This is a genomic window from Bartonella sp. LJL80 (assembly GCF_054871565.1).
In genome coordinates, this window is the sequence record NZ_JBTXLM010000006.1 from 112,011 (window position 1) to 137,085 (window position 25,075).

General features: G+C 48.3%; 21 protein-coding genes. 12 read left to right on the forward strand and 9 right to left on the reverse strand.

The window, feature by feature from the left end:
* Positions 1-217 precede the first annotated feature (217 nt).
* Positions 218-1,789, reverse strand: coding sequence for a phospholipase D-like domain-containing protein (locus ACYSNS_RS10820; RefSeq protein ID WP_461723170.1), 1,572 nt, complete (start codon positions 1,787-1,789; stop codon positions 218-220).
* 208 nt (positions 1,790-1,997) lie between these two features.
* Here ACYSNS_RS10820 and ACYSNS_RS10825 point away from each other — a divergent pair, with 208 nt between their 5' ends.
* Together ACYSNS_RS10825 and ACYSNS_RS10830 are read left to right on the forward strand one after the other, a co-directional pair.
* Positions 1,998-2,261, forward strand: a complete 264-nt coding sequence (locus tag ACYSNS_RS10825; RefSeq protein ID WP_461723171.1) for a hypothetical protein — start codon at positions 1,998-2,000, stop codon at positions 2,259-2,261.
* Complete coding sequence (locus ACYSNS_RS10830; protein WP_461723172.1) at positions 2,258-3,460, forward strand: MFS transporter; 1,203 nt, start codon at positions 2,258-2,260, stop codon at positions 3,458-3,460. The genes ACYSNS_RS10825 and ACYSNS_RS10830 overlap by 4 nt, the downstream gene beginning before the upstream one ends.
* 129 nt (positions 3,461-3,589) lie before the next feature.
* Here ACYSNS_RS10830 and ACYSNS_RS10835 read toward each other — a convergent pair whose 3' ends face one another.
* Together ACYSNS_RS10835 and ACYSNS_RS10840 are read right to left on the reverse strand one after the other, a co-directional pair.
* Positions 3,590-5,326: a cation acetate symporter gene (locus ACYSNS_RS10835; protein WP_461723173.1), complete on the reverse strand. Its 1,737-nt coding sequence runs from the start codon at positions 5,324-5,326 to the stop codon at positions 3,590-3,592.
* Entirely contained in the window at positions 5,323-5,631 is a 309-nt protein-coding gene (locus ACYSNS_RS10840; protein ID WP_461723174.1) for a DUF485 domain-containing protein, read from the reverse strand. Before ACYSNS_RS10840 ends, ACYSNS_RS10835 begins: the two co-directional genes overlap by 4 nt.
* Before the next feature lie 630 nt (positions 5,632-6,261).
* Here ACYSNS_RS10840 and ACYSNS_RS10845 point away from each other — a divergent pair.
* Positions 6,262-6,624, forward strand: coding sequence for a DUF488 domain-containing protein (locus ACYSNS_RS10845; protein WP_461723175.1), 363 nt, complete (start codon positions 6,262-6,264; stop codon positions 6,622-6,624).
* On the opposite strand, the gene ACYSNS_RS10850 is transcribed toward ACYSNS_RS10845, so the two are convergent.
* Entirely contained in the window at positions 6,599-7,987 is a 1,389-nt protein-coding gene (locus ACYSNS_RS10850; RefSeq protein ID WP_461723176.1) for an FAD-binding oxidoreductase, read from the reverse strand. The genes ACYSNS_RS10845 and ACYSNS_RS10850 overlap by 26 nt on opposite strands.
* 183 nt (positions 7,988-8,170) lie before the next feature.
* Here ACYSNS_RS10850 and ACYSNS_RS10855 point away from each other — a divergent pair, with 183 nt between their 5' ends.
* Positions 8,171-9,766, forward strand: a complete 1,596-nt coding sequence (locus tag ACYSNS_RS10855) for an ABC-F family ATP-binding cassette domain-containing protein (RefSeq protein WP_461723177.1) — start codon at positions 8,171-8,173, stop codon at positions 9,764-9,766.
* Here ACYSNS_RS10855 and ACYSNS_RS10860 read toward each other — a convergent pair.
* From ACYSNS_RS10860 to ACYSNS_RS10870, 3 genes are all read right to left on the reverse strand, one after another.
* The gene (locus ACYSNS_RS10860; protein WP_461723178.1) at positions 9,761-12,250 is read right to left on the reverse strand and encodes a heavy metal translocating P-type ATPase; all 2,490 of its coding nucleotides are present in this window, start codon (positions 12,248-12,250) and stop codon (positions 9,761-9,763) included. The genes ACYSNS_RS10855 and ACYSNS_RS10860 overlap by 6 nt on opposite strands.
* Before the next feature lie 128 nt (positions 12,251-12,378).
* A complete protein-coding gene (locus ACYSNS_RS10865) occupies positions 12,379-13,899 on the reverse strand; it encodes a DUF882 domain-containing protein (protein ID WP_461723179.1) in 1,521 nt (506 codons plus the stop codon).
* Between the two features lie 341 nt (positions 13,900-14,240).
* Entirely contained in the window at positions 14,241-15,644 is a 1,404-nt protein-coding gene (locus ACYSNS_RS10870; RefSeq protein ID WP_461723180.1) for a sigma-54-dependent transcriptional regulator, read from the reverse strand.
* A 250-nt stretch (positions 15,645-15,894) separates the two neighbouring features.
* On the opposite strand from ACYSNS_RS10870, the gene ACYSNS_RS10875 reads away from it, so the two are divergent.
* From ACYSNS_RS10875 to ACYSNS_RS10900, 6 genes are all read left to right on the forward strand, one after another.
* Positions 15,895-16,269 (forward strand): hypothetical protein, encoded by a 375-nt coding sequence (locus ACYSNS_RS10875; protein WP_461723181.1) that lies wholly within the window; start codon positions 15,895-15,897, stop codon positions 16,267-16,269.
* A 10-nt stretch (positions 16,270-16,279) separates the two neighbouring features.
* Positions 16,280-17,305: a ferrochelatase gene (gene hemH, locus ACYSNS_RS10880; RefSeq protein ID WP_461723182.1), complete on the forward strand. Its 1,026-nt coding sequence runs from the start codon at positions 16,280-16,282 to the stop codon at positions 17,303-17,305.
* Positions 17,306-17,428: 123 nt separating this feature from the next.
* Positions 17,429-18,376 carry an SPFH domain-containing protein gene (locus tag ACYSNS_RS10885; RefSeq protein WP_461723183.1) on the forward strand — a complete coding sequence of 316 codons (948 nt, stop codon included), beginning with the start codon at positions 17,429-17,431 and terminating at the stop codon, positions 18,374-18,376.
* A 161-nt stretch (positions 18,377-18,537) separates the two neighbouring features.
* Entirely contained in the window at positions 18,538-18,993 is a 456-nt protein-coding gene (locus ACYSNS_RS10890) for an NfeD family protein (RefSeq protein WP_461723184.1), read from the forward strand.
* A gap of 168 nt (positions 18,994-19,161) precedes the next feature.
* Positions 19,162-20,448, forward strand: a complete 1,287-nt coding sequence (locus tag ACYSNS_RS10895) for an RsmB/NOP family class I SAM-dependent RNA methyltransferase (RefSeq protein ID WP_461723185.1) — start codon at positions 19,162-19,164, stop codon at positions 20,446-20,448.
* A complete protein-coding gene (locus ACYSNS_RS10900) occupies positions 20,448-21,068 on the forward strand; it encodes a 5'-methylthioadenosine/S-adenosylhomocysteine nucleosidase (RefSeq protein WP_461723186.1) in 621 nt (206 codons plus the stop codon). Before ACYSNS_RS10895 ends, ACYSNS_RS10900 begins: the two co-directional genes overlap by 1 nt.
* Here ACYSNS_RS10900 and ACYSNS_RS10905 read toward each other — a convergent pair.
* Complete coding sequence (locus ACYSNS_RS10905; protein ID WP_461723187.1) at positions 21,052-21,585, reverse strand: GNAT family N-acetyltransferase; 534 nt, start codon at positions 21,583-21,585, stop codon at positions 21,052-21,054. The genes ACYSNS_RS10900 and ACYSNS_RS10905 overlap by 17 nt on opposite strands.
* Positions 21,586-21,662: 77 nt before the next feature.
* Between ACYSNS_RS10905 and guaA the strand changes: the two genes are divergently transcribed.
* Both guaA and ACYSNS_RS10915 read left to right on the forward strand, forming a co-directional pair.
* Complete coding sequence (guaA, locus tag ACYSNS_RS10910; RefSeq protein WP_461723188.1) at positions 21,663-23,222, forward strand: glutamine-hydrolyzing GMP synthase; 1,560 nt, start codon at positions 21,663-21,665, stop codon at positions 23,220-23,222.
* A gap of 294 nt (positions 23,223-23,516) precedes the next feature.
* Positions 23,517-24,773, forward strand: a complete 1,257-nt coding sequence (locus tag ACYSNS_RS10915) for a tyrosine-type recombinase/integrase (protein ID WP_461723189.1) — start codon at positions 23,517-23,519, stop codon at positions 24,771-24,773.
* Here ACYSNS_RS10915 and ACYSNS_RS10920 read toward each other — a convergent pair.
* Positions 24,727-25,074, reverse strand: coding sequence for a helix-turn-helix transcriptional regulator (locus ACYSNS_RS10920; protein ID WP_461723190.1), 348 nt, complete (start codon positions 25,072-25,074; stop codon positions 24,727-24,729). The two genes, ACYSNS_RS10915 and ACYSNS_RS10920, sit on opposite strands and share 47 nt — an antisense overlap.
* Position 25,075: the final 1 nt, after the last annotated feature.

Below are 25,075 nucleotides of genomic sequence, written 5' to 3' on the forward strand. Positions count from 1 at the left end.
TGTCCTTTAAAAAAACAAAACCACTGCAGCGGTAAATGCAGCAGTGAACTTGAAATACGTCTTATGGATTGGCGGTGGTTCGTACCACGCCCTCAAGGAATTGAAAAGAGCCGTCCGATCACATTTTTGATCCGTGCACCGTTTATCGGTTCTGTAACGGCTGGATTGCAGTGAGATTTTTTATAAACACTAGGCAATTAAGATGAATTGCGACCAATTATAGTTGTGATTCTATCGGCAGCCAACTGATAATTTTTGCAAACGCGCGGCGCCACAGGGGGCTTTCGGGCTCTTTTTTTGCGATCAAAGGCTCTTCATTTTCAATGTAATCCCATTGTATAGCCCCTTTGTCGGAAAGGCGGACTTCATAGCTCATCTCGCCTGTTGTTTCCTCGGCAAAAAGCATGTCCATCCGGCTGGCAATCTGCGGACAATCGAAAAGAATGCCCATTTCAGTATTCAATGATGCGGAACGGGGATCGAAATTGAAAGATCCCACAAAAGCGGTTTTTCTGTCGATCAAAAATGCTTTGGTATGCAGGCTTGCGCGCCCCGAACCAAAAAGACGGAGACGATGCGTTCCGCCATCCGGCTTCAGTTCAAACAGTTTGGCACCACCTTTGAGCAACGGCTTGCGATAAGGGGCATATCCGCCATGCACAGCAGCAACATCGGTTGCGGCCAAAGAGTTTGTCAAAATGCGCACTTCTGCGCCCCTATCCACTAATGCGCAAAGGTGCTGTGTTCCGGTTTTTCCTGGTACAAAATAGGGCGATGTGATTTGCACCTGCGTTTGCGCACCATAGATAAGCGGCGCAAAATACGCCATCAGCCAGTTTTCGGGTTTTCTGCCTAGTGCTTTTTCAGGGGGATCGGAAAGAACGTCAATTTTCAATGCGGGAAATAGCCGCCGTTCTGGTTTGATGAAATGCTCAAAACTTATGTGTTTGTGGATATAGTCAAGATAAGGTTTGGCTTTTTCAGAATTGCGAAATTCATGCAAAACACCTTTCCAATGGTCAAGGTCGCGTGCCTTTTTGGGGACGGTCAAAGCATGGATCGGTAGGGCAACAGCACTGTTCCAAAAATTGTCGAAGATGATTTCGACTTTTTTGACTGAAGGCCCGACCAACATGACATCCAGATCACGAAAGTTTGAAGCTTCACCTGCGTCGAAATAAGCATCGGCTATATTGCGTCCACCAACGAAAGCCACTCTTCCATCGACGATAAAGGCTTTATTGTGCATGCGACGTGTGACAGTCAGTGCACGAAGCATCATTTCAAGGCCACGCCTTAGACCGCCGTTGCGCGCGCGCCCGGGATTAAACATACGAACTTCAATATTGGCATGCTTGTCCAGCGCCACGTAGGCAGGATCCCTCCCTTGCGCGTTGATATCATCCAGCAACATGCGTACTCTCACGCCGCGGTCTGCCGCTTCGACAACTTCATTGAGTAATAAACGCCCCGTTAGATCGTCATCCCAAATGTAATACATCAGATCGAGACTACGCCCGGCCATAGCCGTGCTGACCGCGCGGGCTGCGAAAGCATCAAGATTACTGATAATAAGGGATAGGCCGTCCTGATCAATTCCGAGGCCGTTTTGTCTTTGCGCAAGCACTGTCAGCTTTTGATCAAGGGGTGTCTGTGAGGTTGCCACATCCAGCGCATAGGATTCGTCGCCACGGGCACTTTTTGCAAAACGACCATAAGCATAGACTGCCAGCATCGATGCTGCCGCAAAAATAACTGCCAGAATGATAATAATCCGAAAAATATCCAAAGAATCGAAGCTTTCTAAGCTGTGGTCACATGCAGGTTATATAATAGGCGAATTGGCTCTATCCACCCTAAGACAAATTGATTTGGCAAGCACACTACGCATTTGTCAAGAAACAGTTATTTGAAGCCTATAGACCAGAAATTAAGATGTGCTGTCCGGGTTTCTCATGTTAAGTGTTTCCATCGTTCAATCTTAGGGTAAAATCGAAATGATCCGCATAGCATTGTTATTTGGCTTAGCCGCATTCGTTCTGCAACCGACTGCCAGTTTTTCCGAGGTGAGGTTGGGCAATAATGTGCGGGTAGGCGGCCACGATTTTTCAAACCGCACATACAATAAAGATAAAAAGGCACGTATTTATCTGCACGAGGGAAAACCTAAAAAAGAAGGTTGCCGGTGGGTGCATGAGAGAGACAAGCATGGAAAGTTGACCGGCCGCAAAACGCAGGTGTGTCATTTAAAGCGTAAATGACGCAAGGTCGGGACGAAACGTCTGACCATTGGCGCCGTAATTTAGCTGTCTCGGCATTTGGGGCTTTTACAACCATTGTTGGCATGACGCTGCTTTTGCCGTTTCTGCCGCTCTATGTTGAGGACGTTGGCATAAGCGGCCAAGCAGCAATAGCCCAATGGTCGGGGATTGCCTATGGGGCGGCCTTTTTTGCAGCAGCACTGGTTGCTCCCCTATGGGGACGTTTAGGTGACCGATATGGCCGCAAGCTCATGCTGGTTCGTGCAAGTCTTGGCATGGCGATTGCCATTGGCCTTATGGGGATGGCACAGAGTATCGGTCAACTTGTTTTCTTGCGGCTATTCACAGGTTTGGCAGGTGGCTATGCCTCGGGTGCAGCTATCCTTGCAGCAACGCAAACCCCAAAAGATAAGACGGGGTGGGCGCTAGGGATCATATCATCAGCTGTGATGGCGGGTAATTTTGTTGGCCCGCTCATTGGCGGCATACTGCCTGCCTATATAGGTATACGCGGTTGTTTCATGTCGGTTGGCGTATTGATTTTTTTCACATTCATTGCAACGACGCTGTTCATTCAAGAAGATAAAACTGTGTTTAGCGACCGGCGGAAAACGAAAACGGCAAATACGGTCTGGCAATCCATTCCGAACAAACTACCCGTGGTGACGATGCTCCTCACGGGCACGTTTTTAACCTTCGCCAATATGTCGATTGAGCCAATTATAACGCTCTATGTACAAACTATGGGCAAAACGGGCGATCATGTAACGTTTTGGGCCGGTGTGATTATGTCGGTAACCGCATTGGGCAGTGCGCTTTCTGCCAGTTGGCTCGGGCGCTTGGCTGATCGGGTCGGGCACTGGCAGGTCTTGATCGGTGCTATGGTCTGCTGTGCTTTGTTATTGCTGCCGCAAGCGTTTGTTACTTCTGCATGGCAATTGGCATGTTTGCGGTTTCTTATGGGCTTGTCATTAGGTGGCCTAATTCCATGTGTGACCGCTGTTCTGCGACACAGCGTTCCAGCCCAGGCGCTCGGCACAATATTGGGTGTTTCCGTTTCGGCCCAATATATTGGTCAGGTTGCAGGCCCCGTATCCGGCGGGTTCATTGGCGGGCATTTTGGAATGCCTGCGGTCTTTTTGATGACAGCAGCCATCATGCTGGCAGCGGCACTGCTGAATATGAAATTAAAACCGTAAAATGAATTAGGCAAAAAGGCGGCCTTTTTTAAAGGCCGCCTTATCATTGTTCTATTCGTTACGCATTTATTTTTTCGAAACTGGCAAGGTGATGGACATTTACAAACACGATGCCATCGTTCGAAAAATCTAGTGGTCAGATGCTGTAGAAGCTCCGATGCCGGTTTCAGAACGAATTTGTTGTGCTGGAAAACCGGCACGGTCAATAGCGGCTCGCTGGCTATTATCCGTGATGGAGAAGAGCCAGACACCACCAAAACCCAAAATCATCGAGAATAGGGCAGGGGACGTATAGGGAAACAGTACCGTATCAGGTGAAAAACCGAAGGTTGCCACCCATACGGCTGGCGAAACAATCGTCAGTCCGACCGATGAGATCAGCCCGAGGAAGCCGCCGATAACAGCACCGCGCGTTGTACATTTGCTCCAAAGAATGGATAAAAGCAGAACCGGGAAATTTGCTGATGCTGCGATGGCAAAAGCCAATGCCACCATAAATGCAACATTCTGCTGTTCAAACACAATGCCCAACAAAATAGCGACTATGCCGATTGCAACAGTAGCTATCCGCGATACGCGCAGCTCTTCATAACCGGTAGCCTCACCTTTGCGCACGACCATATTATAAATGTCGTGTGAAATGGCTGTGGCGCCGGATAATGTCAGACCAGCCACAACTGCCAGGATAGTGGCAAAAGCGACAGCCGAAATAAAGCCATAGAACAGATTGCCGCCAACAGCTTTACCAACCATCACCGCTGCCATGTTGGCGGCACCCGCCCCGTGCGACAAGGGAGCTGCAAGTTCAGCATCGGAAAGCACCAGAGCGATAGCACCAAAACCGATAATGAAAATCACGATGTAAAAATAGCCGTTCCAGATCGTTGCCCATAGAACAGATTTACGCGCTTCCTTTGCATTTGGAACGGTGAAAAAACGCATAAGAATATGCGGAAGACCAGCCGTACCGAACATCAATGCCATCCCGAAAGATATGGCAGAGATTGGGTCTTTAATGAAACCACCCGGTCCCATAATGGCTTGTCCCGCCGCTACCGCTTCCGCCGAATTGGGGTCTATACCTTCTTTGGCAGCAAATAGGTTGGCTTTAACATTGACTGCTGCCTGAAAAAAAGCTTCGAAATTGAAGTTGAATTTCAACAAGACCATGAAAGCCATGAAGGTAACGCCAAAAAGAAGCATGCAGGCTTTAATAATCTGAACCCATGTTGTCGCGGTCATGCCGCCAAACAGAACATACACCATCATCAGGACACCAACGAGGATGACAGCATAGAGATAATCAAGTCCGAACAGAAGCTTTATCAACTGACCGGCACCTACCATTTGCGCGATGAGATAAAACGCCACTACCACTAATGTGCCGCAAGCCGCAAACACGCGGATAGGAACCGTGGCGAAGCGAAAACCAGCAACATCGGCGAAGTTGAAACGACCAAGGTTACGCAGACGTTCAGCGATGAGAAACATAACAATGGGCCAGCCGACAAGAAAACCGACCGCATAGATCAAACCATCGTAACCGACACCCATGACCATGGCTGAGATGCCAAGAAATGACGCCGCCGACATGAAATCGCCTGCAATGGCCAAACCGTTTTGAAAACCGGTTATGCCGCCGCCTGCCGTATAGAAATCCGACCGTGATTTGGTACGGCTTGCCGCCCATTTCGTAATCCAAAGGGTCAACGCCACAAACAGAAAAAACATGCTGATAGCTGGCCAATTGGTCGCCTGCTTATCCATTTGTCCTTCTATAGCGTCGGCATACGCGACAGGCACCGTAGAAATCAAGATGGCCGATAAAAGTAATCCATGAAACTTCAATCTATTAAGGAGGCTCATTTCTGGACCTCCTTTTTAATTTCCTCAACATAACCGTCATAGCTGCTATTCGCAGCCAAAACATAGACTGCGGTTAAGATGACCATGATGACGATTACACCGATTCCAATGGGCACTGCGATCGTTGTTACGCCTTCACCGATACGTTGGGAAAGAAACTCCTTATCAAATGCGATAAGGGCGATCCAACCGTAATAAATAATCAAAGCGATAGCGGTGAGAAAACCTCCCAGTCGATTCCGTTTTTTTCTAAGTGCAATATAAGCAGGGCTTGCCTGTATTTTGGCAACCATTTGTTCATCCATAACGGCTTCCTCCTCCGTGCGGACTTATTGTTTACAGATGGGAAATGCTATGATTTTTGACAAAGTCACGTCATGTCAAAACCTTCGGATCAATGCTTCACATGGTTATGCGCGCACGTTAAACGCGAACGATTAAACCACATGGTGACATTTGATACACATCTCCCTCTTTCATGGATAAACCATGATATGAACTCCACGACTCCTCAATCGCGTAAGGTTCATGTTTCAAGTTTTATGATGATAATGGCCAATGTCAATCCCTTATTGGAGTGTTGCATAGTATAAATTGCTAGCGAGCTGCGAATGCTGAATGAAGCGGCTTGCTCGTCTATCTCCTACATTCAAATCCAGTTTAATTCCCAATTAACAAAACGGTTCTTCGATATAGCATGACGCATCGAGCACAATGTAAAAACCAACTCAAAAACGATGACGGATCGATGGATTGTTGTTGACGGTTTACCCAAGCTGTTATTCTGAACGATAGGGCTTACACATTGGATGACTTCTCTGGCCCCATCTGTTATAATTCGGTTCTAGACCGGCCGTTCAAAGCAATGGCATAACGAATGTGCGGGCTTAGGGTATATATCTTTTTCACCCAGCGATCATGTGGATTAGGAAAAAATGCAGATTGCCTTAAAACGCATATATGAACCTTTTTCAACCGAGGATGGATGGCGTGTATTGATCGATCGTCTCTGGCCAAGAGGGCTCACTCACGAAGAAGCGCACATTGATGATTGGCAGAAAGAATTTGCACCCAGCACCGAGCTGCGCCAATGGTTTCATCATGAGGATACCAAGTGGGAAGAATTTAAGAAGCGCTATTTGGTTGAATTAATGACACGCCAAACCGATATTCTGGACTACTATAACAGTCTTAAAAAATACACGCTGGTGACTTTCCTCTATGCCGCACATGACGAAAGCCACAACAATGCTGTTGTTTTCTTAGAATTCATCAAAACCCGTATTTGCCCGGATTGAGAATGTTATCTGGATCCAAAGCCGTCTTGATCGCAAACATATAATCCACGCTATCTCCCAATTCCATTCGCAGATATTTGGCTTTACGTTGCCCGATGCCATGTTCGCCGGTGCAAGTGCCATCCATTGCTATGGCGCGTTCGGCTAGTCGTTCGGTAAATGCTTTGGCATTTTTTTCATCGGCGGGATCGTTTTTGCGATATGCAAGAAGTACATGAAAATTCCCGTCGCCAACATGGCCGACAATCGGTCCGGTCAAACCGCTTTGCTGCAGATCTTTTTGTGTTTCGCCGACGCAATCGGCAAGACGGGAAATGGGAACGCAAACATCGGTCGAAAAAATGTCAAAATCCGGCATGCTAGCTTCGGCTGCCCAAAATGCGTTATGCCGCGCTTTCCAAAGATCGGCGCGTTTCTGCGGGTCTGTTGAATGCTGAAAATCCGCGGCACCATGCGTTGCTGCTATTTCTTCAAATAGAGCGGCCTGGTTTGCTACACTCATTTCATCGCCATGAAATTCAACACAAAGAGTAGGTCGCGGTTGTAGATCAAGACCGGAATAGGCATTACATGCCGAAACCATGTATTCGTCCAAAAGTTCGACGCGAGCAAATGGGATAGCGCATTGGATAGCGTCAATCACTGTATTACAAGCATCTGTCACGGTAGGGAAAGTGCATACACCGCTGGAAATGACATCGGGAAGGGGATGCAGTTTTAAAGTGATCTCGGTAAAAAGACCCAGCGTTCCTTCTGATCCAACCAACAAACGCGTCAGGTCGTAACCCGCAGCCGACTTTTTCGCTCTACTGGCGGTTCTGATCAATTTCCCATCAGCCATAATTGCATGTGCAGATAATACGGCGTCTTTCATTGTACCGTATCGGACTGCATTCGTACCCGATGCCCGCGTCGATGCCATGCCCCCGATAGACGCATTGGCTCCGGGGTCAATAGGAAAAAACAAACCGCTGTCGCGCAACCAGCTGTTGAGCACTTCGCGAGTTATGCCTGGCTGCACTGTGACGGTCATATCTTCGGGAGAAAAGGAAACAACTTGATCCATGCGGCTGAAATCCAGACAGATTCCGCCAAAAGGGGCGTTGAGTTGGCCTTCAAGGGAACTGCCAGCTCCAAAGGCAACCATGGGGATTTTGTGCCGGGCGCATACCTGGACGACCTTGACGACATCATCGCTCGATAAAACGTATACAACGCCATCGGGATATTCATGACTTAACGCTGTTACGCTATGTGCATGCGCCTGTCTGACAGAAAGATTACTGCTGAAGCGTTCACCAAATAGGCCAGCCAGTTCGTTGCATGCCAATTCGGAGGCCTCAATGTTCGGTCGATTTATCATTGTCACGATTCTTTCACGCCATGTATTGATTGGTTTGATGTTTCAGCATGGCTTGACCGATAACGAATTGCAATGGGCATCAAGGATTACTATATTAACGTTATTGTTACCCTCGGGAGTATGCTGTTATGCGCCAGTCTTTCTTGTTCAATTGTCTATGCAAACAACAAGAAGGCGTTTTCCATGTCAGCACGGTTAGAACTTCACGCATTGGGATTTCAATTTCCAAACCAGACTAATTTATTTGCTGATATCAATGCAACCTATGGAACCGGACTCCACGGGCTTGTGGGAGACAATGGTGTCGGGAAGACGATGCTGCTGCGACTTATTGCGGGTCAGATATCTCCGACATCTGGCTATGTCATAAAGCCAGAAAATGTCGCCTATGTCAGCCAGCAATTTTATTCGCAAACATTGGCAGATGTGTTTCATATTTCTGCAGAATTCCAACGTTTGCAGCGGATTGAACAGGGGCATACTCTATCCGACGACTTGGATAAAGCCGATTGGACACTGTTGACACGTATCGAAGATGCTTTGTCGGGGTGGGGGCTTTCTTCACACCCTCTATCGACTTCAACGGATCGGATAAGCGGGGGTGAAAAGATGAAAGCAAAGTTGGCTGCTGCTTTCTTCCATCAGCCTCGCTTACTGCTGCTTGACGAACCCACGAACAATCTTGATGACGTCGGAAAGTCGATGCTTCTGTCTCGGCTCAGCGATTATCGGGGGATTGCTATCGTAGCCAGTCATGACCGGGATTTTCTCCGTCATATGCACACGATAAGCCTGATCGAGAAACGCCAGTTACAGATCTATGTTGGCGGGTATGACTGTTTTTTACGTTTGCGAACAATGGAGCGTGAACGTGCGCAATACACAGTGGAAAATGCAGCAAAGGCTCTGCAAAAGTCGATAAAGCAAATGCAGAAAATCGATGAGCGTCAAAGACGGCGCAGTAAGGTGGGGCAGGCCAAACGTATGCACAACGACCAGCCGAAAATTGCTTTCGATCGTGCCAAGAATCGCTCTGAGCAAAGCTCCGGTCAAATAGAAAAAAGACGCGCGCAGACAAGAGACGCCGGAGAGCGTCTTTTGCAAAAAGCCAAGGATGATGTGGCCATAAAAATCCCCGTAACGGTTCGCTTGGTGCCATCAGGACTTGCGACTTCGAAACGCGTGTTGGTTGCGGCCAACCTTAATGGTGGCAATATGAATGGAGAGCCTATCATCAGGAATTTCAACCTGACAATCAATGGGCCGGAGCGTGTGCGAATTGAAGGACGAAATGGAGCCGGTAAGACGACACTCTTGAAGCTTTTAACCGGCATTTTGCCACCCTTGGCGGGATCGGCGACATTATTGGTTCGCCACGCCGTCCTCGATCAAGATTTGACACTTCTTGATGATAGCAAATCTGTTATGGAAAATTTCAACCGGCTAAATCCGGATTTAGACCGGAACAACGCCTATCGTGCGCTTGCCCGGCTTGGATTTCGTGATCACCGCACAGTAGAAATTGCCGGGGAATTAAGCGGTGGCGAGAGAATGCGCCTGGCACTCGCCTGTACCATCGGAACAGAAGCGCTGCCGCAATTATTGATTTTGGACGAGCCCACCAACCACCTTGATCTTGCGGCGATTGAGGCACTGGAAAGTGGTCTGGCCGATTATGATGGTGCATTGCTTATTGTTAGCCATGATAAAGCTTTTATCCAAGCCGTTTGCCCCACGCGGCGTGTTGATCTTAATGAAAGGCCGTCGGCAAAATCATGATAAAACCGGTTTGAAACGTTTGAGCCGAAGTGCGTTGGTGAGTACGAAAACGCTTGAGAGCGCCATTGCCCCTGCCGAGAGCATCGGCGACAATTGTACGCCCCAAACAGGATAGAGAACGCCCGCCGCGACTGGAATGAGAGCGACATTATAACCAAACGCCCAAAACAGGTTCTGTTTAATATTTCGAATCGTCGCTCTCGAAATCGCTATAGCATTGACGACGCCCGTGGGATCCCCCGCCATCAGCACGACATCGGCGCTTTCCATGGCGACATCTGTACCTGTGCCAATCGCGATGCCGATATCGGCCGCAGCAAGCGCCGGTGCATCATTAATGCCATCACCAACAAAAGCGACACGCCTATCGGCTGCGCGTAGTTTTTGTAAAGCATCGACTTTACCAGACGGCAAAACTTCCGCTACAATTTCAGTGATGCCAATCTTCTGCCCGATCGCATGGGCTGTATTTTGGTTGTCCCCCGTGATCATGGCAGACTTGATCCCCATCACGGTCAATGCATTGATCGTTTTAGCGGATTGTGGTTTTACGGGATCGGCAACGGCGAAGACAGCAGCAATTCTGCCATTGATCGCTGCATAGAAGGGTGTCATTCCTTCCCTACCGAATTGTTCGGCAGCATCGTCAAAGATATCAATGTCCACGTGAATTGCATGCATAAAACGATCTGCACCAATGGCAAGATGATCTGCATTGACATCACCCTCGATGCCGTAGCCCGGCCTATTGTTGAAGTTTGAGACAATGGGCAGGTCTATGCCGTGAGACTTCGCAGCCGCATTCAAGGCCTCGCCGATTGGATGTTCGGAGCGCATTTCAATAGCCGCGACCGCTGCCAACACTGTCGTTTCATCGAAACCTGAGGCTGTTTCCATCTTTTGCAAAACTGGTTTTCCCATGGTCAATGTACCGGTTTTATCAAAAGCTACCAACGTTGCTTCCTGCAACGCTTGTAAGGCATCGCCACGGCGAAACAATACCCCCATGCGTGCGGCTCTTCCTGTTCCCACCATGATCGAGGTTGGCGTCGCAAGTCCCATAGCACAGGGACAGGCGATAATAAGTACAGCAACGGCCGCGACAAGCGCATGCGGCAATGCGGGCTGTGGGCCGAATATAAGCCAAAGAATAAAGGTTACAAAGGCAGCCGCAAAAACTGCTGGAACAAACCATCCTGTGACTTTATCGACCAGAGCTTGAATAGGCAGTTTGGCACTTTGCGCGTCCTCCACCATTTTCTGGATTTGGGCGAGCAACGTATCCGAACCGATTTTTTCAGCTTTGAATGTCAAAGTCCCGTTTCCATTCACGGTGCCGCCAAAAACAGGATCGCCCTTTTTTTTAGCTATTGCCAAGGGCTCGCCGGTCATCATCGACTCGTCAACATTCGACGTTCCCTCTGTCACGATCCCATCCACGGGGAACTTTTCTCCAGGGCGCACAATAACAAGGTCTCCGACAGTGACATCCTCCAAGGCTACATCTTTGGTGTTGCCGTTATCTAGGATACGTGCCGTTCGAGGTTTTAAACCGGCCAGCGCTTTTATCGCTTCGCCCGTACGGCCCCGTGCGCCAGCTTCAAGAAAACGTCCCAGTAGAATGAGTGTGACGATAACCGCAGCAGCCTCAAAGTAGACATGATCTGTACCCACCGGCATGAAGGAGCCTGCAAAGGTCGCTATGGTTGAATAGGCCCATGCCGCAAATGAGCCGACCGCAACAAGAGAATTCATGTCGGGTGTTGCACGGAAAAGATTGGGGATGCCGGCTTTGAAAAAACGCCAGCCCGGACCGAACAACACACATGTTGTCAGGATGAACTGCATGACACGCAGCGGGAATATCCCGATTGTAGAGGATAGCCAGTGATGGAAGGCGGGTACCATATGCCCCCCCATTTCCACGATAAATACGGGCAAAGTCAGCAATATTGCAATAAGAAGTGAACGGCGTAATTGAAGCGCTTCCAGCGCTTGCCTGTCGCTACTCTGCTCGTTGCGTATCGGCTTTGCTTCATAACCAGCTTTAGCAATGGCCTGTTGCAGTCTCTGAATGGTTGCTATGCCAGACAACATCTCTACATGCGCGCGATTTGTTGCCATGTTTACAACGGCACTCTTGACGCCTGAGACGCTTCGGAGCGCTTTTTCAACACGATTTACGCAAGACGCACAGGTCATGCCGTCTATATCAAGATCCACCGTCTCAACACCAACTTCATAGCCCGCTTTTTCAACCGCCTGAACCAAATCGTCAACCTTTACCCATTCGTGACTGGTAACCTCGGCCTTTTCGGTGGCTAGATTAACCACGGCATCGTCAACACCCGTGACGCTGCGAAGCGCTTTCTCGACATGGCGAACGCAGGAGGCGCATGTCATCCCTTGGATGTCCAGCTGCAAGTGGTGCTGGTCTTGCCGCGTGGTGGCTTGTGGTGTTGTCATATCAGGTGATTTGGTCATCAGTTCAGCCTTTCATGACATAAAGATAAGGGTTCCCCCGATGGGAAGGTCAAGGGAATAAGCATATAAAAATAAAAAAGCCCTCTCGCACGACGGTGAGAGGGCTTTTTGATTGAACCAATTACGTATTAATAGGTTTCGTTAATGCGTGCGACTGCATGAAAATCAATCGCTTTACCGCGAAGTTCCGCAACACGCGATACTTCATCCTTCTTTTCCAGTCCCGATACAAAAACAACGTTTGGAACTTTACGCAATTCATCTTCAGGAGCCATCCGAGCAGGTTCAGTTGCCGCATCATCACTGATGAGCTTGGCGAGATCGTCTTTTGCGGGACGATCAACCTTCGGTGCGGTCTTGGTTGTATCGATAGAGGCAACCATTTCAGTGTCGGCACCTTGGGCGTCGGCATCCGCATAGTCATCATCTTCTTCATAATCATCGTCTGGAACAGCGATGATATCGTTCGCCTCAATCAACGCGGTTAGATCATCTGCCGGCACTTTGGCTTGCAACGCATTGCTATGCGTGTCGTCCTGACTGGCGATAGCCAGAGCAACATTGTCCGGTGCATCTTGTTGCACAGGACGCTGATCAGGCAGCGGTATCGATGCAACATTGATTGTGTTCTGCTCAACCGCAGCAGGGGCATCAGGTTTGAAAGAAGGAACAGGAACATTGGCATAGGCCATGACGGTAGCGTCATCTCCGCCATCATCTTCCTCAACTGCCGGCTGTGGAACATTTCCACGCAAGGGTGAAGCCTCTGGCAGTGGCGCATCTTTTCCGGGCAGGGATACCACTGTCGGTTCCGGCTCTACAGCGCGTGGCGCTGTCGGCTGTACACGCACCGGTGCACTAGGTGTTGAATCGCTATTGTCTTTTTTACCGAAAATAGCGCCAAACAGGCTACGTTTTTGACTCCCGCCGGAAGCGCTGGCGACAACAACGGGTGCGCCACGTCGAGCTTGCCAATCCGCTTTGGCTTGTGCATAACCCGCCAACGGTTTACCGTCGCTGGGAATATGCATGGTCTTGCCATCGGGGAAAAGCGCCATAAGCTCTTTACGGCTCATACGCGGCCAATGCCTGACACTGCCCACATCCATATGGACGAATGGTGATCCGGATTTTGGATAATAGCCAACGCCGCCGACCTGCTGTTTCAAGCCAATGGCGCGCAATTTTGCAAGATTCACATCAGGGAGATAAAAATCCATGGCATGACCAAGCGTGTGCTGGCTGTTTTTGGCAACACCGCTATTTGCCGAACGTGAACGCAGCATATTATTGGTCGTTGGAGAGCGATAAGCCGAAACCACGTTAATGTAATCGCGTGAGCCGCTTGCCCGATACACCGCCCAGATCAAATCGAAAAGGCGAGGGTCCATATTCGTAGGTTCATTGCGACGCCAATCGCGCAAAAATACATTCAGTTTCTTCAGTCCAGCCTGATCGTATCTGCCATCACGCTTAAAGACGATTTCGGCCTTTTCACGTGTGTGAACATAATAGAGCTTGAGTGACCGTGTTTCTGCCTGTGCAGCGGTAGGGGCAAACGACAAAGAAATTGCTGCGGCAATGGATAATATTGCCAAAGCAAAAGTACGAAATGTCCAAACCGACTTTTTCAATCTGTCAACCACCATTCATAAGTCCTGACTCGCAACGCACAGCATGACATAACAACCGAGACCCTATAATCCGATCAAAATCCGGTAGTACGTATGCCCACCACCCGACATCAGCTTTATAACTCTTATCAAAGCGTAATGCAGAATGGTTAACAGCTGCTTTATTGTCATCAAATACGACTATACCATGGCAAAAATGACACAGCTCCCAAAAGATATTCAATTCACAGTAAATTTTGATTAATATCGTTAACAAATCCTTTTTATGAACACAATTGTAAGTAGATGGCACAAAAAATTCGCCGGCAGTTGAGCTGCCGGCGGATTTTTTTTGATTATCTGTAACTCACACGATGTTAACCGTATCTTCGCACAGTCGAAAGACTGGTCGCGTCACCCTCCTGATATTCGTCAAGTTTGCGATAGAGCGTTGACCGCCCAATGCCAAGACGACGGGCGACCTCACTCATACGACCTTTATAATGCTCGATTGACCGCTCGATGATATCACGTTCAAGCTCGTTAAACGGTCTTACGTGACCATCCATATCGACAAACGGTATTGTCGACTTTTTATAGTTTTCTTGGACATCGGTCTGTATTGCATCTTGCAAGTCTATGAATTGGTTTCCCGTAAGCTGCGGAAAATCGCGGATTGTCAGTAAGGGACCGTTGCTGAGCAAAACGGCGCGAAACAGGACGTTTTCCATTTCACTGACATTTCCGGGCCAGTCATATTGTAAAAGCAAAGACAGAGCGGAACCTGCAAGGCCGTGAACATGGGGTTGACCGCTTTCCACGACGATATGGTCAATTGCCCGCTGTGCAATGTCAGCCAAATCGTCCCGTCGGTCACGAAGAGCCGGCGAATTGACATATTGCTGATTCAGCTGTGCCAAAAGCTCTGCTGAGAACAGGCCGTCATCAACCAGATCCTGTAAAGGCGACATCGATATCACGATCAAGCGGTATTTTGGCTTGCCGTTCCATTCCGACATACTGCGCTGCTTCAAATAATTGCTGAAACGCACCTGTTGTATCGGGTCGAGGCGATCGATTTCGCAAAGACAGAGCGTACCACCTTTCAGGCTGTTGAGAAGCGGATGAAATTTGTCATTCCAAATTTGCTCATCTTCAATCGGATCGGAAATAGGAATGCACTGTATACGCGTAAAAGTACCGTCCGAATAAGCGCTTTCATGATGGATGATACGCGCCAGCGTTTCTCTGCCGGTTCCTAGCTCGCCTTCAATAAGCAAATTGTCGGATGATGCAGCAGCTTGCTTTGCTTGTGAAAGCGCTTTTTGCATCGATTCGCTTTTGACATACAGATCCGAAAACCGTAGATGATTTTCATTTTGCCGACGAATGTAATGCACCTCGCGTTCAAGCGTGCTGTTCAGTGACAAATTGCCTAAAGTCACTCCCAAACGAAGCGAGCTTATAGGATAAATGAGGTAGTCCGCTGCACCTGCCTTCAGCGATTTTTGCAGCAGCTCTTCATTTTCCTGTTCTGACATGATGATGAGCGGTGTGGCGACGCCCGTTACACGGATCGTAGAAACAAGCTCGCTTCCACCCATGTCGCTCATCATCAAATCAATCAATGCCAAAGCGATATTGCGCCGTCTGCGTAACAAATCAATCGTACGCAATCCGTTTTCCGCTTCTATCACACGATATCCAAGCGCTCGAAGCATGGAAGAAAGGCTCGCCCTTTTTCCATTGTCTTCCCCCGCTACAAGTATAGGACCCATCATCGCTTTAATAATCTCCTTTGAGATCAGAAAACGCGTGAAGGGGATATTGGTTGCAAACCATTGGGAAGTATTTCACCTCGTTTGCCCCGCCGGTGTAGCTCTACCAATCTGATGATTACATGCAACAGAAAACAGTTTTTTTTTGTAAAAAATCTGCTTTTCCGTTGATTTCCGTGAAAAGGGCCATATTGATATTGCAAGGTATAACGAGAATTCATTCGCCACATTGTGGCACACCGGAGCAGACTTTATGAAACGCATTGCGCCTAAACTATGCCTGACGATTTTGGCTTTCACACTGGCTGGTTGCAACCTATCGCAAAATTATGGTCAGCGCCCTTCTGTGCAGAATATACCCACCGGCATAGATGGTCAGTGGGTTGATAACAACGGAATCGTTTCGTCATTCCGCAATGGCGTATTCGAGACACGTGCTGCCGATACCAAAGAAAAGCTTTCTGAAGGCAACTATGTTTTCAAAAATCCACAACTGGTTGAAATTGAAATGCGTTCAATCGTTCGCGGAACAGTCTCGCGTGTCAATTGTGCTATCTCCAATAGCTCCATGCAGCTGCTTTGCACATCGGGGACAGGCGCACAATTTTCTTTGAACCGAAGGGTTTAGTCAGGTCATAATGGAAAAGCAAAAAGACAAGACAGGCGTTGTCCTTATCAATCTGGGTACACCCGAAGGGACAGACCCGAAAAATGTCCGTAAATATTTACGTGAATTTTTGTCTGATCGCCGTGTAATTGAGTGGCCGCGGCTTCTTTGGTATCCCATTCTTTACGGTATTGTATTGAATGTGCGTCCGAAAAAATCGGGTGCGCTTTATAAACGTATCTGGAATAACGAGCTGAATGAATCGCCCTTACGTACCTTCACACGGGCGCAAGCTGATAAATTATCACCGGTTCTCGCTAAAGACGGCATAGTCGTGGATTGGGCGATGCGTTATGGCCAGCCATCGATAGAAAACGTTGTTAACCGGATGGTGGATGAGGGCTGTAACAGGATTTTGGTGTTTCCGCTATATCCGCAATATTCTGCAACCACGACTGCTACAGTGCTTGATGCCGTTTTTGATACGATGCAAAAGCGCCGCTATTTACCCGCCATCCGCTCGGTGCCAGCTTACTGTGATGATCCGGTCTATATTGATGCTTTGGCGAAATCGATTGAAAATCATTTGAAGCAGCTCGATTTCGAGCCTGAAAAAATCATCGCTTCTTATCACGGTATACCGCAGTCTTATGCAAAGCGTGGCGATCCATATCCACAGGAATGCCAGCGGACGACCATTGCTTTGCGCCAAAGGCTGGGGATGGACGAGAATAAATTAATGATGACTTTCCAGTCGCGTTTCGGGCCGGAGCCTTGGCTGCAACCTTATACGGATGTCACGGTCGAGGAATTGGCAAAACAAGGGGTGAAATCCATCGCTGTATTCAATCCTGGATTCGTTGTCGATTGTTTGGAAACGGTAGACGAAATCGGAAATGAGGCGGCAGAAACTTTCCATGAAAATGGTGGCGTCAATTTCGCGCATATTCCATGTCTGAACGATAGTGCCGAGGGAATGGACGTTATCGAGCATCTGGTTCGCAAAGAGCTTGGGGGCTGGATTGACAGGGCTGATGCCGTAGATATTCATAAATGAAATTGTCCAATTGACGAATATCGCCCGAGGAATAATCTTTTTCGGCGGATTGGTACTTTCCTCTTCGGCTTAAAGCTGTAAGTATATTGCCATTATCATTGTTGCTATAAGTGGAGAAACACATTGAGTGGCTTGAGTATTGCATTAATCGTATTGGCTGTTCTGGTTATAGCGACCTTGTTTGCCGGTATCAAACAGGTACCACAGGGCTTTCAATATACGGTTGAACGTTTTGGTCGTTACACCAAAACGTTGTCGCCGGGTTTAAATCTTATTGTTCCCTACTTCGATCGTATTGGTTCTCGGATCAACATGATGGAGCAGGTGCTGGATATTCCGACTCAAGAAGTCATTACCCGGGACAATGCAACGGTATCGGTCGATGCGGTAGCGTTCTATCAAGTACTCAATGCAGCCCAATCTGCTTATCAGGTTTCTGACTTGCAATATGCTGTGTTGAATCTGAACATGACCAATATCCGTACTGTCGTCGGTTCTATGGATCTCGACGAACTTCTGTCAAATCGTAATACCATCAACGAGCGTCTCCTGCATGTTGTCGATGAGGCAGCCCATCCATGGGGGCTTAAGATGACACGCATTGAAATCAAAGACATTCAGCCGCCACGTGACCTGGTTGACGCTATGGGGCGCCAGATGAAAGCCGAGCGCGATAAGCGCGCACAGGTTCTGGAAGCGGAGGGTGACCGCAACGCCAATATTTTACGGGCCGAAGGTTTCAAGCAGGCACAGATCCTTGAAGCAGAAGGCAAACGTGAGGCCGCTTACAGAGAGGCCGAGGCGCGTGAGCGATTGGCTGAAGCAGAAGCAAAGGCTACGCTGGTAGTGTCTGAGGCAATTGCAAAAGGCGATGTTCAGGCAATCAATTACTTTATTGCGCAAAAATACACCGAAGCGTTAGCTTCTATCGGAACCGCGAATAATCAGAAAATCGTGCTGATGCCAATGGAGGCCTCGGCCTTGATCGGTTCCCTCGGAGGGATTGGCGCAATAGCGAAAGAAGTGTTTGGAAACGATAAGGATGCACCTGTAAAACGGCGTAGTTCGTAACGTAAAAACGTCTTTAATATTGCGTAACCTTCACTTTGGTCACTTTACCAGATATACCGATATAGCCTGTTATGCACAAAGGGTTATCGTTGTGCCGGCTCTGGTTTGTTACTAACAGTCGCGGTGTATATAAACGGCAAGGTTGAAGAAAAGGAATCGAAATGGAAGATCTCTTTCTATCCTTGGGATTGTGGAACTGGGTCATCGTGGGATTTATCCTGCTATTGCTTGAACTGATCGTGCCCGGTGTGTTTTTTGTTTGGCTTGGCATAGGCGCATTGCTTACAGCACTGGTCTGTGCAGTTCTTGCCAGCATGTTCCTTGTTGGTGGTTGGGAAACTCAAATACTATTGTTTCTTGCATTTTCCATTGTCATGGTTTTCATCGGGCGCAACTTTTTCCGGCGCGATAAAGAGACAGATCAACCTCTATTAAACCAAAGAACGGCACAAATTATCGGCCAAGTCATAACTCTGGCCGAGCCGATCATGGACGGATATGGTCGCGTGCGCATTGATGACACGATCTGGCGGATCACCGGGCCTGATCTTCCCGCTGGTACGAGGGTACGTCTCACTGCATTTGCAAATGGTGCGTTTTGCGTAGAAGCCGCGTGATCATAGCAAAAGAGCTTTCCACGGCGTTGTCATCTAAAAAATTATTGTAGCTGTTAGGTTTGCTTGCAGACTTCGGGTAATCACGGAGAATGTTTTTTATCGCATAGTGGTTTTCCTTTAGCGTGAATTCGGTTATGCCAAAGCGCAACATATATTCAGGATAGATTAATGCGATTGGGTGGACGCCTTCAGGCGGCAATAGAAGTTTTACAAGATATAGAGACGAGACGGCGCCCTGCCGCGGAAGCCCTAAAAGACTGGGGGCTGTCGCATCGCTTCGCTGGCGCCGGCGATCGGGCTGCTATTGGCAATATTGTCTATGATGTTTTGCGCCGCCGCTATTCACTGCAATGGCGCATGGGCAATGACAATCTACACGATGCGGCCTTCGGTGCTTTGTTGACAGATGGTGAAATGTCAATGGATGAGCTGGATGCTACACTTGATGGCGATAAATTTGCCCCGCATGTTTTGGGCCAAGCACAGCGTCTGTCTTGGTCGCAGCGGCAGCTTTCAGATGCGCCGGATGCAGTGAGAGGCGACGTACCCGAATGGTGTGTTGCTGCATTAAAAGGTTTGTTTGGCGATCGTTGGATCGAAGAGGCAGCTTCGCTCGCCGAGCGTCCACCTCTAGACTTGCGCGTAAACTTATTGAAAGCGCGGCCTGAAAAGGTGCTGCGCGAATTGCATGATAGTAAAGCCTATCTCGTACCATGGTTTCAGGAAGCTCTGCGTATTGCACCGATCGTAAAGCTCGGGCGTCATCCCAACGTACAGGTAGAGCCCGCTTTTCAAAAAGGGCTGTTCGAGGTGCAAGATCTAGGGTCACAAGTTGTTGCCCGGCTGGTTGAAGCAAAAGCTGGATTACAGGTTTTGGATTACTGCGCAGGCGCTGGTGGCAAAACATTGGCGCTTGCGGCCGATATGGATAATCGCGGTCAAATTCATGCTTATGATGCCGAGAAGGCTCGGCTAGCTCCAATTTTCGACCGTTTGCGGCGTTCCGGTGTACGTAATGCACAACCGCATGCCAATCTAGCCGATCTGAAAGCGCTAGAAGGCCAGATGGATCTGGTGTTACTCGATGCGCCATGTACAGGAACTGGCACGTGGCGGCGCCGACCCGACGCCAAATGGCGATTAACAGAGGGCCAGCTCGAGCGTCGAGTCGCTGAACAAAAACAGGTTCTGCAAGCGGCTTTGCCCTATTTGAAAGCAGGCGGCCGTTTGGTTTACATCACCTGTTCGTTGTTTTCGCAAGAAAATGATGAACAGATCGCTCAATTTTTGACCGAAAATCAAAACTTCCGGGAAATTGATATGAGAGCGCTCTGGGCACGCCACTTTACAAGTGAAGCGCCACAACCGGTCTTTCCTCAACATGGATTGGTTTTGTCGCCTGCAAGTACCCAAACAGATGGTTTCTTTATATCAGTACTGGAGAAGCGCGTGTGATGCTAAGCCGATGGGGCAATAAGTCCATTCTGTTTCTCATGGCGACAGAACTGGAATATGGAGATCATCTCAAAAGCCTTATCGAACCGGTTTTCATCGGGATTGGCCCTGTTGAAGCAGCCATTCGAACGACGTGTATTCTGTCACAGCTTGAACGGGATGAAAACAAGCCTGACCTCGTTGTGTCCCTTGGCTCCGCAGGATCGGCTACGCTTGTTCAAACCAAGGTTTATCAGGTCGCGACTGTCAGCTGGCGCGATATGGATGCCACGGCTCTGGGAGTAGATAAAGGTATAACGCCTTTTCTTGACCTGCCTGCTAACTTGGTGATGCCGCAGCTCTTACCCGGTTTCCCACCCGCCACACTATCGACAGGTGGCAATGTCGTTTCAGGAACAGCCTATGATGAGATAGCTGCCGATATGGTTGACATGGAAACCTATGCGGTTTTGCGTGCGTGTCAGACATTCCATATCCCGCTTTACGGTTTGCGCGGTATATCTGACGGTAGTAAGGAATTGAACCATGCTATGGATTGGAGGCAATACCTCCATATTGTAGACGAACGCTTGGCCGAGGCGTTAAAGCTGCTCAAAAATATATTTATTCAGCAAAGCTGATTGTACCTGAACATGACATTAAGGCATCAGGTACGAGTTCGATCCCTTGTATGTAATCCAGATATTCCTTCGGTGTATCATCGCTTGCTTTTATAGGATATACGCTTAGCGGTTTAAATCCAAAGCGGCTATAGTAAGCGGGGTTGCCGATAAGGAAGGTGCTTTTGAACCCCAATCGTAATGCGCGTGCCAACCCTTCTTTGATTAATGCTGCACCAACACCTTTTCCGCGGTATTCGTTGACAACGCTGATCGGCGCTAAAAGCAAAGATGGCACGTCGCCTTCCAGCTTATTTGAAATCGTAAAGCGGGTAAACATGATTTGCCCTATAAGTACGTTATGCGCTTCGGCAACAAGGTCTAATTCTTCGATAAAATGCTCGCTGTTTTTTAACGACATGTAGAAATCCTGCTCGGTTCCATCGCTTGTGTCGGCAGTTTTAAAGGCCTGCTCAATCAACCGATAGATTTTCTCACCATCGGCTACCGCCTGCTGTCTGATTTCAATTTTTGACATGACTTTATCCTTTGGAAATTCTATGTGTAGTCTCATAGCAGATTGCATTTCTAAACAAGAGTCTTTAAGGGCTTCCCATGAGCACAACACATCCTGATACCATCCTTATCATCGATTTCGGTTCTCAAGTAACCCAGTTGATTGCGCGCCGTGTGCGCGAAGCCGGGGTTTATTCCGAGATCGTACCGTTTCAATCTGCAGCTGCAGGCTTCAAGCGGATCAAACCCAAAGCGGTTATTCTTTCGGGCAGTCCGCATTCTACCGTCGACATCGGTTCTCCGCGTGCGCCGCAGGAAATTTTTGAGGCCGGTATACCTGTTTTGGGCATTTGCTACGGTGAACAGACAATGTGCGCGCAGCTCGGTGGCAAGGTGGAAGCGGGACATGACCGTGAGTTTGGCCGCGCATTTCTGGATGTGGAGGAAAATAGCGCGCTTTTTGAAGGCGTTTGGGAAAAAGGCAGCCGTCATCAGGTTTGGATGAGCCACGGAGACCGTGTGACTGCTCTACCGGCAGGGTTTAAAGTGATCGCGACATCGCAAGGCGCGCCTTTTGCCGCCATTGCTGATGAAGAGCGCCATTTCTACGCAGTCCAGTTCCATCCCGAGGTTGTCCATACACCTGATGGTGCAAAGCTCTTGCAAAACTTCGTTCACAAGATTGCTGGCATAAAAGCCGACTGGTCCATGAAGGCCTATCGTGAGCAGGCAATTGCTTCTATTCGCCAACAAGTGGGTACAGGGCGCGTCATTTGCGGCCTTTCAGGTGGCGTGGATTCATCAGTTGCTGCCGTACTCATCCACGAGGCTATTGGTAGTCAGCTTACCTGTATTTTCGTAGATCATGGTCTGTTGCGGAAAAATGAAGCGCAAGAAGTCGTTTCAATGTTTCGCGAAACTTACAATATTCCGCTCGTCCATGTTGATGCATCAGATCTTTTCATTGATGCGCTTGAAGGCGAAAGCGACCCCGAAACAAAACGTAAAACCATTGGCCGTCTGTTTATCGAAGTCTTCGAGGAAGAGGCCAAGAAGTTGGGCGGTGCTGAGTTTTTGGCGCAGGGGACGCTCTACCCTGATGTCATCGAAAGTGTTTCATTTACGGGTGGGCCATCGGTGACCATTAAAAGCCATCACAATGTAGGTGGTTTGCCCGAACGTATGAATATGAAACTCGTCGAGCCATTGCGTGAACTGTTCAAGGATGAAGTTCGGGCATTGGGACGTGAGTTAGGTCTTCCAGACCGCTTTATCGGCCGCCATCCTTTTCCTGGTCCCGGCTTAGCCATTCGCTGCCCCGGCGGCATCACGCGTGAAAAGCTTGAAATTCTGCGTGAGGCAGATGCGATTTACCTCGATGAAATCCGGAAAGCGGGTCTTTACGATGCAATCTGGCAGGCTTTTGCGGTGCTTCTTCCTGTGCAGACGGTCGGCGTCATGGGCGACGGCCGCACTTACGAGTTTGTTTGCGCCTTGCGGGCGGTCACATCCGTTGATGGCATGACTGCTGATTTCTATCATTATGACATGGAATTTCTCGGTCGGGCAGCAAACCGCATCATTAATGAGGTGCGCGGCATCAACCGTGTTGTCTATGATATTACGTCAAAGCCTCCCGGCACGATAGAGTGGGAATAATTCAGCCCCCCTCCAGACGACGATCAAAACCGCTAAAATACGATCTAAGACCTTGAAAGAAATAAATAATCTTTCAAGGTCTTTTTTTGACTATTTGTTGGGTCAATTTCAAAATGTTGGGTCAATTGCGGGATGTACCGGCATTGTTTCAATCTGATTTTAGGCTTACCCTACACCTATCAAAGCGGTCGTGTTAGGTAAAAATTCTTTATAAAACATTGATAAACAACAATAAAATATTAAAAAAACCTCAAAAAACGGCTGTTGGGTAAAATCTAGCTGTTGGAGGATATTATGCTTACAGATCAATCACTTAAGTCATTTAGACCTAAGGAAAAAATTTACAAGATACGTGACAGCCAAGGCCTTTATGTCAAGGTTGCTTTATCAGGCACCATCACCTTTCAATATGATTACCGCATGAATGGCCGCCATGAGACAGTAACCTTTGGCCGATACGGCAAGGCCGGCATATCATTGGCAAGAGCGCGTGAAATGCTGTTGGATGCCAAACGGGCTATTCGGGAAGGGCGCTCACCGGCCATCGAGAAGCAAAGAGAAAAACGTCGTCTGAAAGAGGCCAGAAATTTTTCTCAATTTGCCAAGAAATGGTTTGATAATTCATCAATGGCCGAAAGTACCCGTTCCATGCGTCGTTCAGTTTATGAACGCGATATTAAGCCCTATTGGGGCAATCGGCTGCTGCAGGAAATTACGTCGGATGATCTGAGGATATTGTGCCAGCGCATCGTCAAGCGTAATGCTCCGGCAACAGCAATACATGCCAGAGATATTGTCAAACAAATCTATGCCTATGCGATCTTGCATGGCGAAAAGGTTACAAGCCCGGCTGAAAAGGTTCCCCCGGCATCGATCGCGACCTTTGTTCCGCGTGAACGAGCTTTGTCACCAACAGAAATCAGGATCATGTTAAAAATTATGGAAAAGGTGCCGACATTGCCGACAATACGGTTAGGCTTGCGCCTTTTGCTTCTAACAATGGTCAGAAAAAGTGAATTACAGGATGCCACATGGGACGAGGTTCATTTTTCAGATGCGCTCTGGTCTATTCCCAAAGAAAGAATGAAACGGTCAAAACCCCATAATGTCTATCTTTCCAGCCAAGCCTTGGATATTTTCATTGCCTTGAAAACCTGTTCGGGCAATTCCCGCTATGTTCTGCCCTCCCGTTATGATGCTGATGCTCCTATGTCGCGGGCAACATTCAATCGCGTTACCGCATCGATTGCAGAAAATGCCCGAAAAGAAGGTTTGCCACTGGAACCCTTTACCGTTCATGACCTGCGACGGACCGCCTCGACTTTGCTAAATGAAATGGGTTTCAACAGTGACTGGATAGAGAAATGTCTTGCGCACGAAAACCGCAGCTCTTCGCGGCATGTCTATAATAAAGCCGAATTTCAACATCAGAGAAAACATATGATGCAGGAATGGGCCGACCTTGTTGATGCATGGGAAAAAGGAGAAAAACGTGTTCCTTCAATTATTCCGCCATTGACCGAGGTGAATGCCCCCGATCCTTCTTTATAACAGGACGGGTTTTTCTTAAATGAACATCAGGATAGTTGGCTCTTTTAATTGGTGTGGCTCGCCTCATCCGCAACCATGCCATAATTTCTGCCAGATCCCAGACAACGCATCTGGAAGTCAGGGCAAAACGACGAGGAAATTGCCCATTCTGTTCCATTTTATAAATTGTGCTGTCTGATAACGGAACCAGATCATGAAGTTCCTTGCGACGGATCATTTTTTTCCCGATTTCCATTTTTCTGCTCCTTAAATTGACATCAGTAAAAGCCATGAAAAACAATAAGAAAAGCATTTTTTTCATC

What these genes read in the sequence shown, in the direction of transcription:
- ACYSNS_RS10915 (WP_461723189.1), top strand. Translation starts at nt 23,517, where the DNA reads ATGCTTACAGATCAATCACTTAAGTCATTTAGACCTAAGGAAAAAATT.
- ACYSNS_RS10830 (WP_461723172.1), top strand. Translation starts at nt 2,258, where the DNA reads ATGACGCAAGGTCGGGACGAAACGTCTGACCATTGGCGCCGTAATTTA.
- ACYSNS_RS10825 (WP_461723171.1), top strand. Translation starts at nt 1,998, where the DNA reads ATGATCCGCATAGCATTGTTATTTGGCTTAGCCGCATTCGTTCTGCAA.
- hemH (WP_461723182.1), top strand. Translation starts at nt 16,280, where the DNA reads ATGGAAAAGCAAAAAGACAAGACAGGCGTTGTCCTTATCAATCTGGGT.
- ACYSNS_RS10840 (WP_461723174.1), bottom strand. Translation starts at nt 5,631, where the DNA reads ATGGATGAACAAATGGTTGCCAAAATACAGGCAAGCCCTGCTTATATT.
- ACYSNS_RS10850 (WP_461723176.1), bottom strand. Translation starts at nt 7,987, where the DNA reads ATGATAAATCGACCGAACATTGAGGCCTCCGAATTGGCATGCAACGAA.
- ACYSNS_RS10835 (WP_461723173.1), bottom strand. Translation starts at nt 5,326, where the DNA reads ATGAGCCTCCTTAATAGATTGAAGTTTCATGGATTACTTTTATCGGCC.
- ACYSNS_RS10905 (WP_461723187.1), bottom strand. Translation starts at nt 21,585, where the DNA reads ATGTCAAAAATTGAAATCAGACAGCAGGCGGTAGCCGATGGTGAGAAA.
- ACYSNS_RS10845 (WP_461723175.1), top strand. Translation starts at nt 6,262, where the DNA reads ATGCAGATTGCCTTAAAACGCATATATGAACCTTTTTCAACCGAGGAT.
- ACYSNS_RS10900 (WP_461723186.1), top strand. Translation starts at nt 20,448, where the DNA reads ATGCTAAGCCGATGGGGCAATAAGTCCATTCTGTTTCTCATGGCGACA.
- ACYSNS_RS10855 (WP_461723177.1), top strand. Translation starts at nt 8,171, where the DNA reads ATGTCAGCACGGTTAGAACTTCACGCATTGGGATTTCAATTTCCAAAC.
- ACYSNS_RS10895 (WP_461723185.1), top strand. Translation starts at nt 19,162, where the DNA reads ATGCGATTGGGTGGACGCCTTCAGGCGGCAATAGAAGTTTTACAAGAT.
- ACYSNS_RS10920 (WP_461723190.1), bottom strand. Translation starts at nt 25,074, where the DNA reads ATGAAAAAAATGCTTTTCTTATTGTTTTTCATGGCTTTTACTGATGTC.
- ACYSNS_RS10865 (WP_461723179.1), bottom strand. Translation starts at nt 13,899, where the DNA reads ATGGTGGTTGACAGATTGAAAAAGTCGGTTTGGACATTTCGTACTTTT.
- ACYSNS_RS10875 (WP_461723181.1), top strand. Translation starts at nt 15,895, where the DNA reads ATGAAACGCATTGCGCCTAAACTATGCCTGACGATTTTGGCTTTCACA.
- ACYSNS_RS10870 (WP_461723180.1), bottom strand. Translation starts at nt 15,644, where the DNA reads ATGATGGGTCCTATACTTGTAGCGGGGGAAGACAATGGAAAAAGGGCG.
- ACYSNS_RS10860 (WP_461723178.1), bottom strand. Translation starts at nt 12,250, where the DNA reads ATGACCAAATCACCTGATATGACAACACCACAAGCCACCACGCGGCAA.
- ACYSNS_RS10890 (WP_461723184.1), top strand. Translation starts at nt 18,538, where the DNA reads ATGGAAGATCTCTTTCTATCCTTGGGATTGTGGAACTGGGTCATCGTG.
- guaA (WP_461723188.1), top strand. Translation starts at nt 21,663, where the DNA reads ATGAGCACAACACATCCTGATACCATCCTTATCATCGATTTCGGTTCT.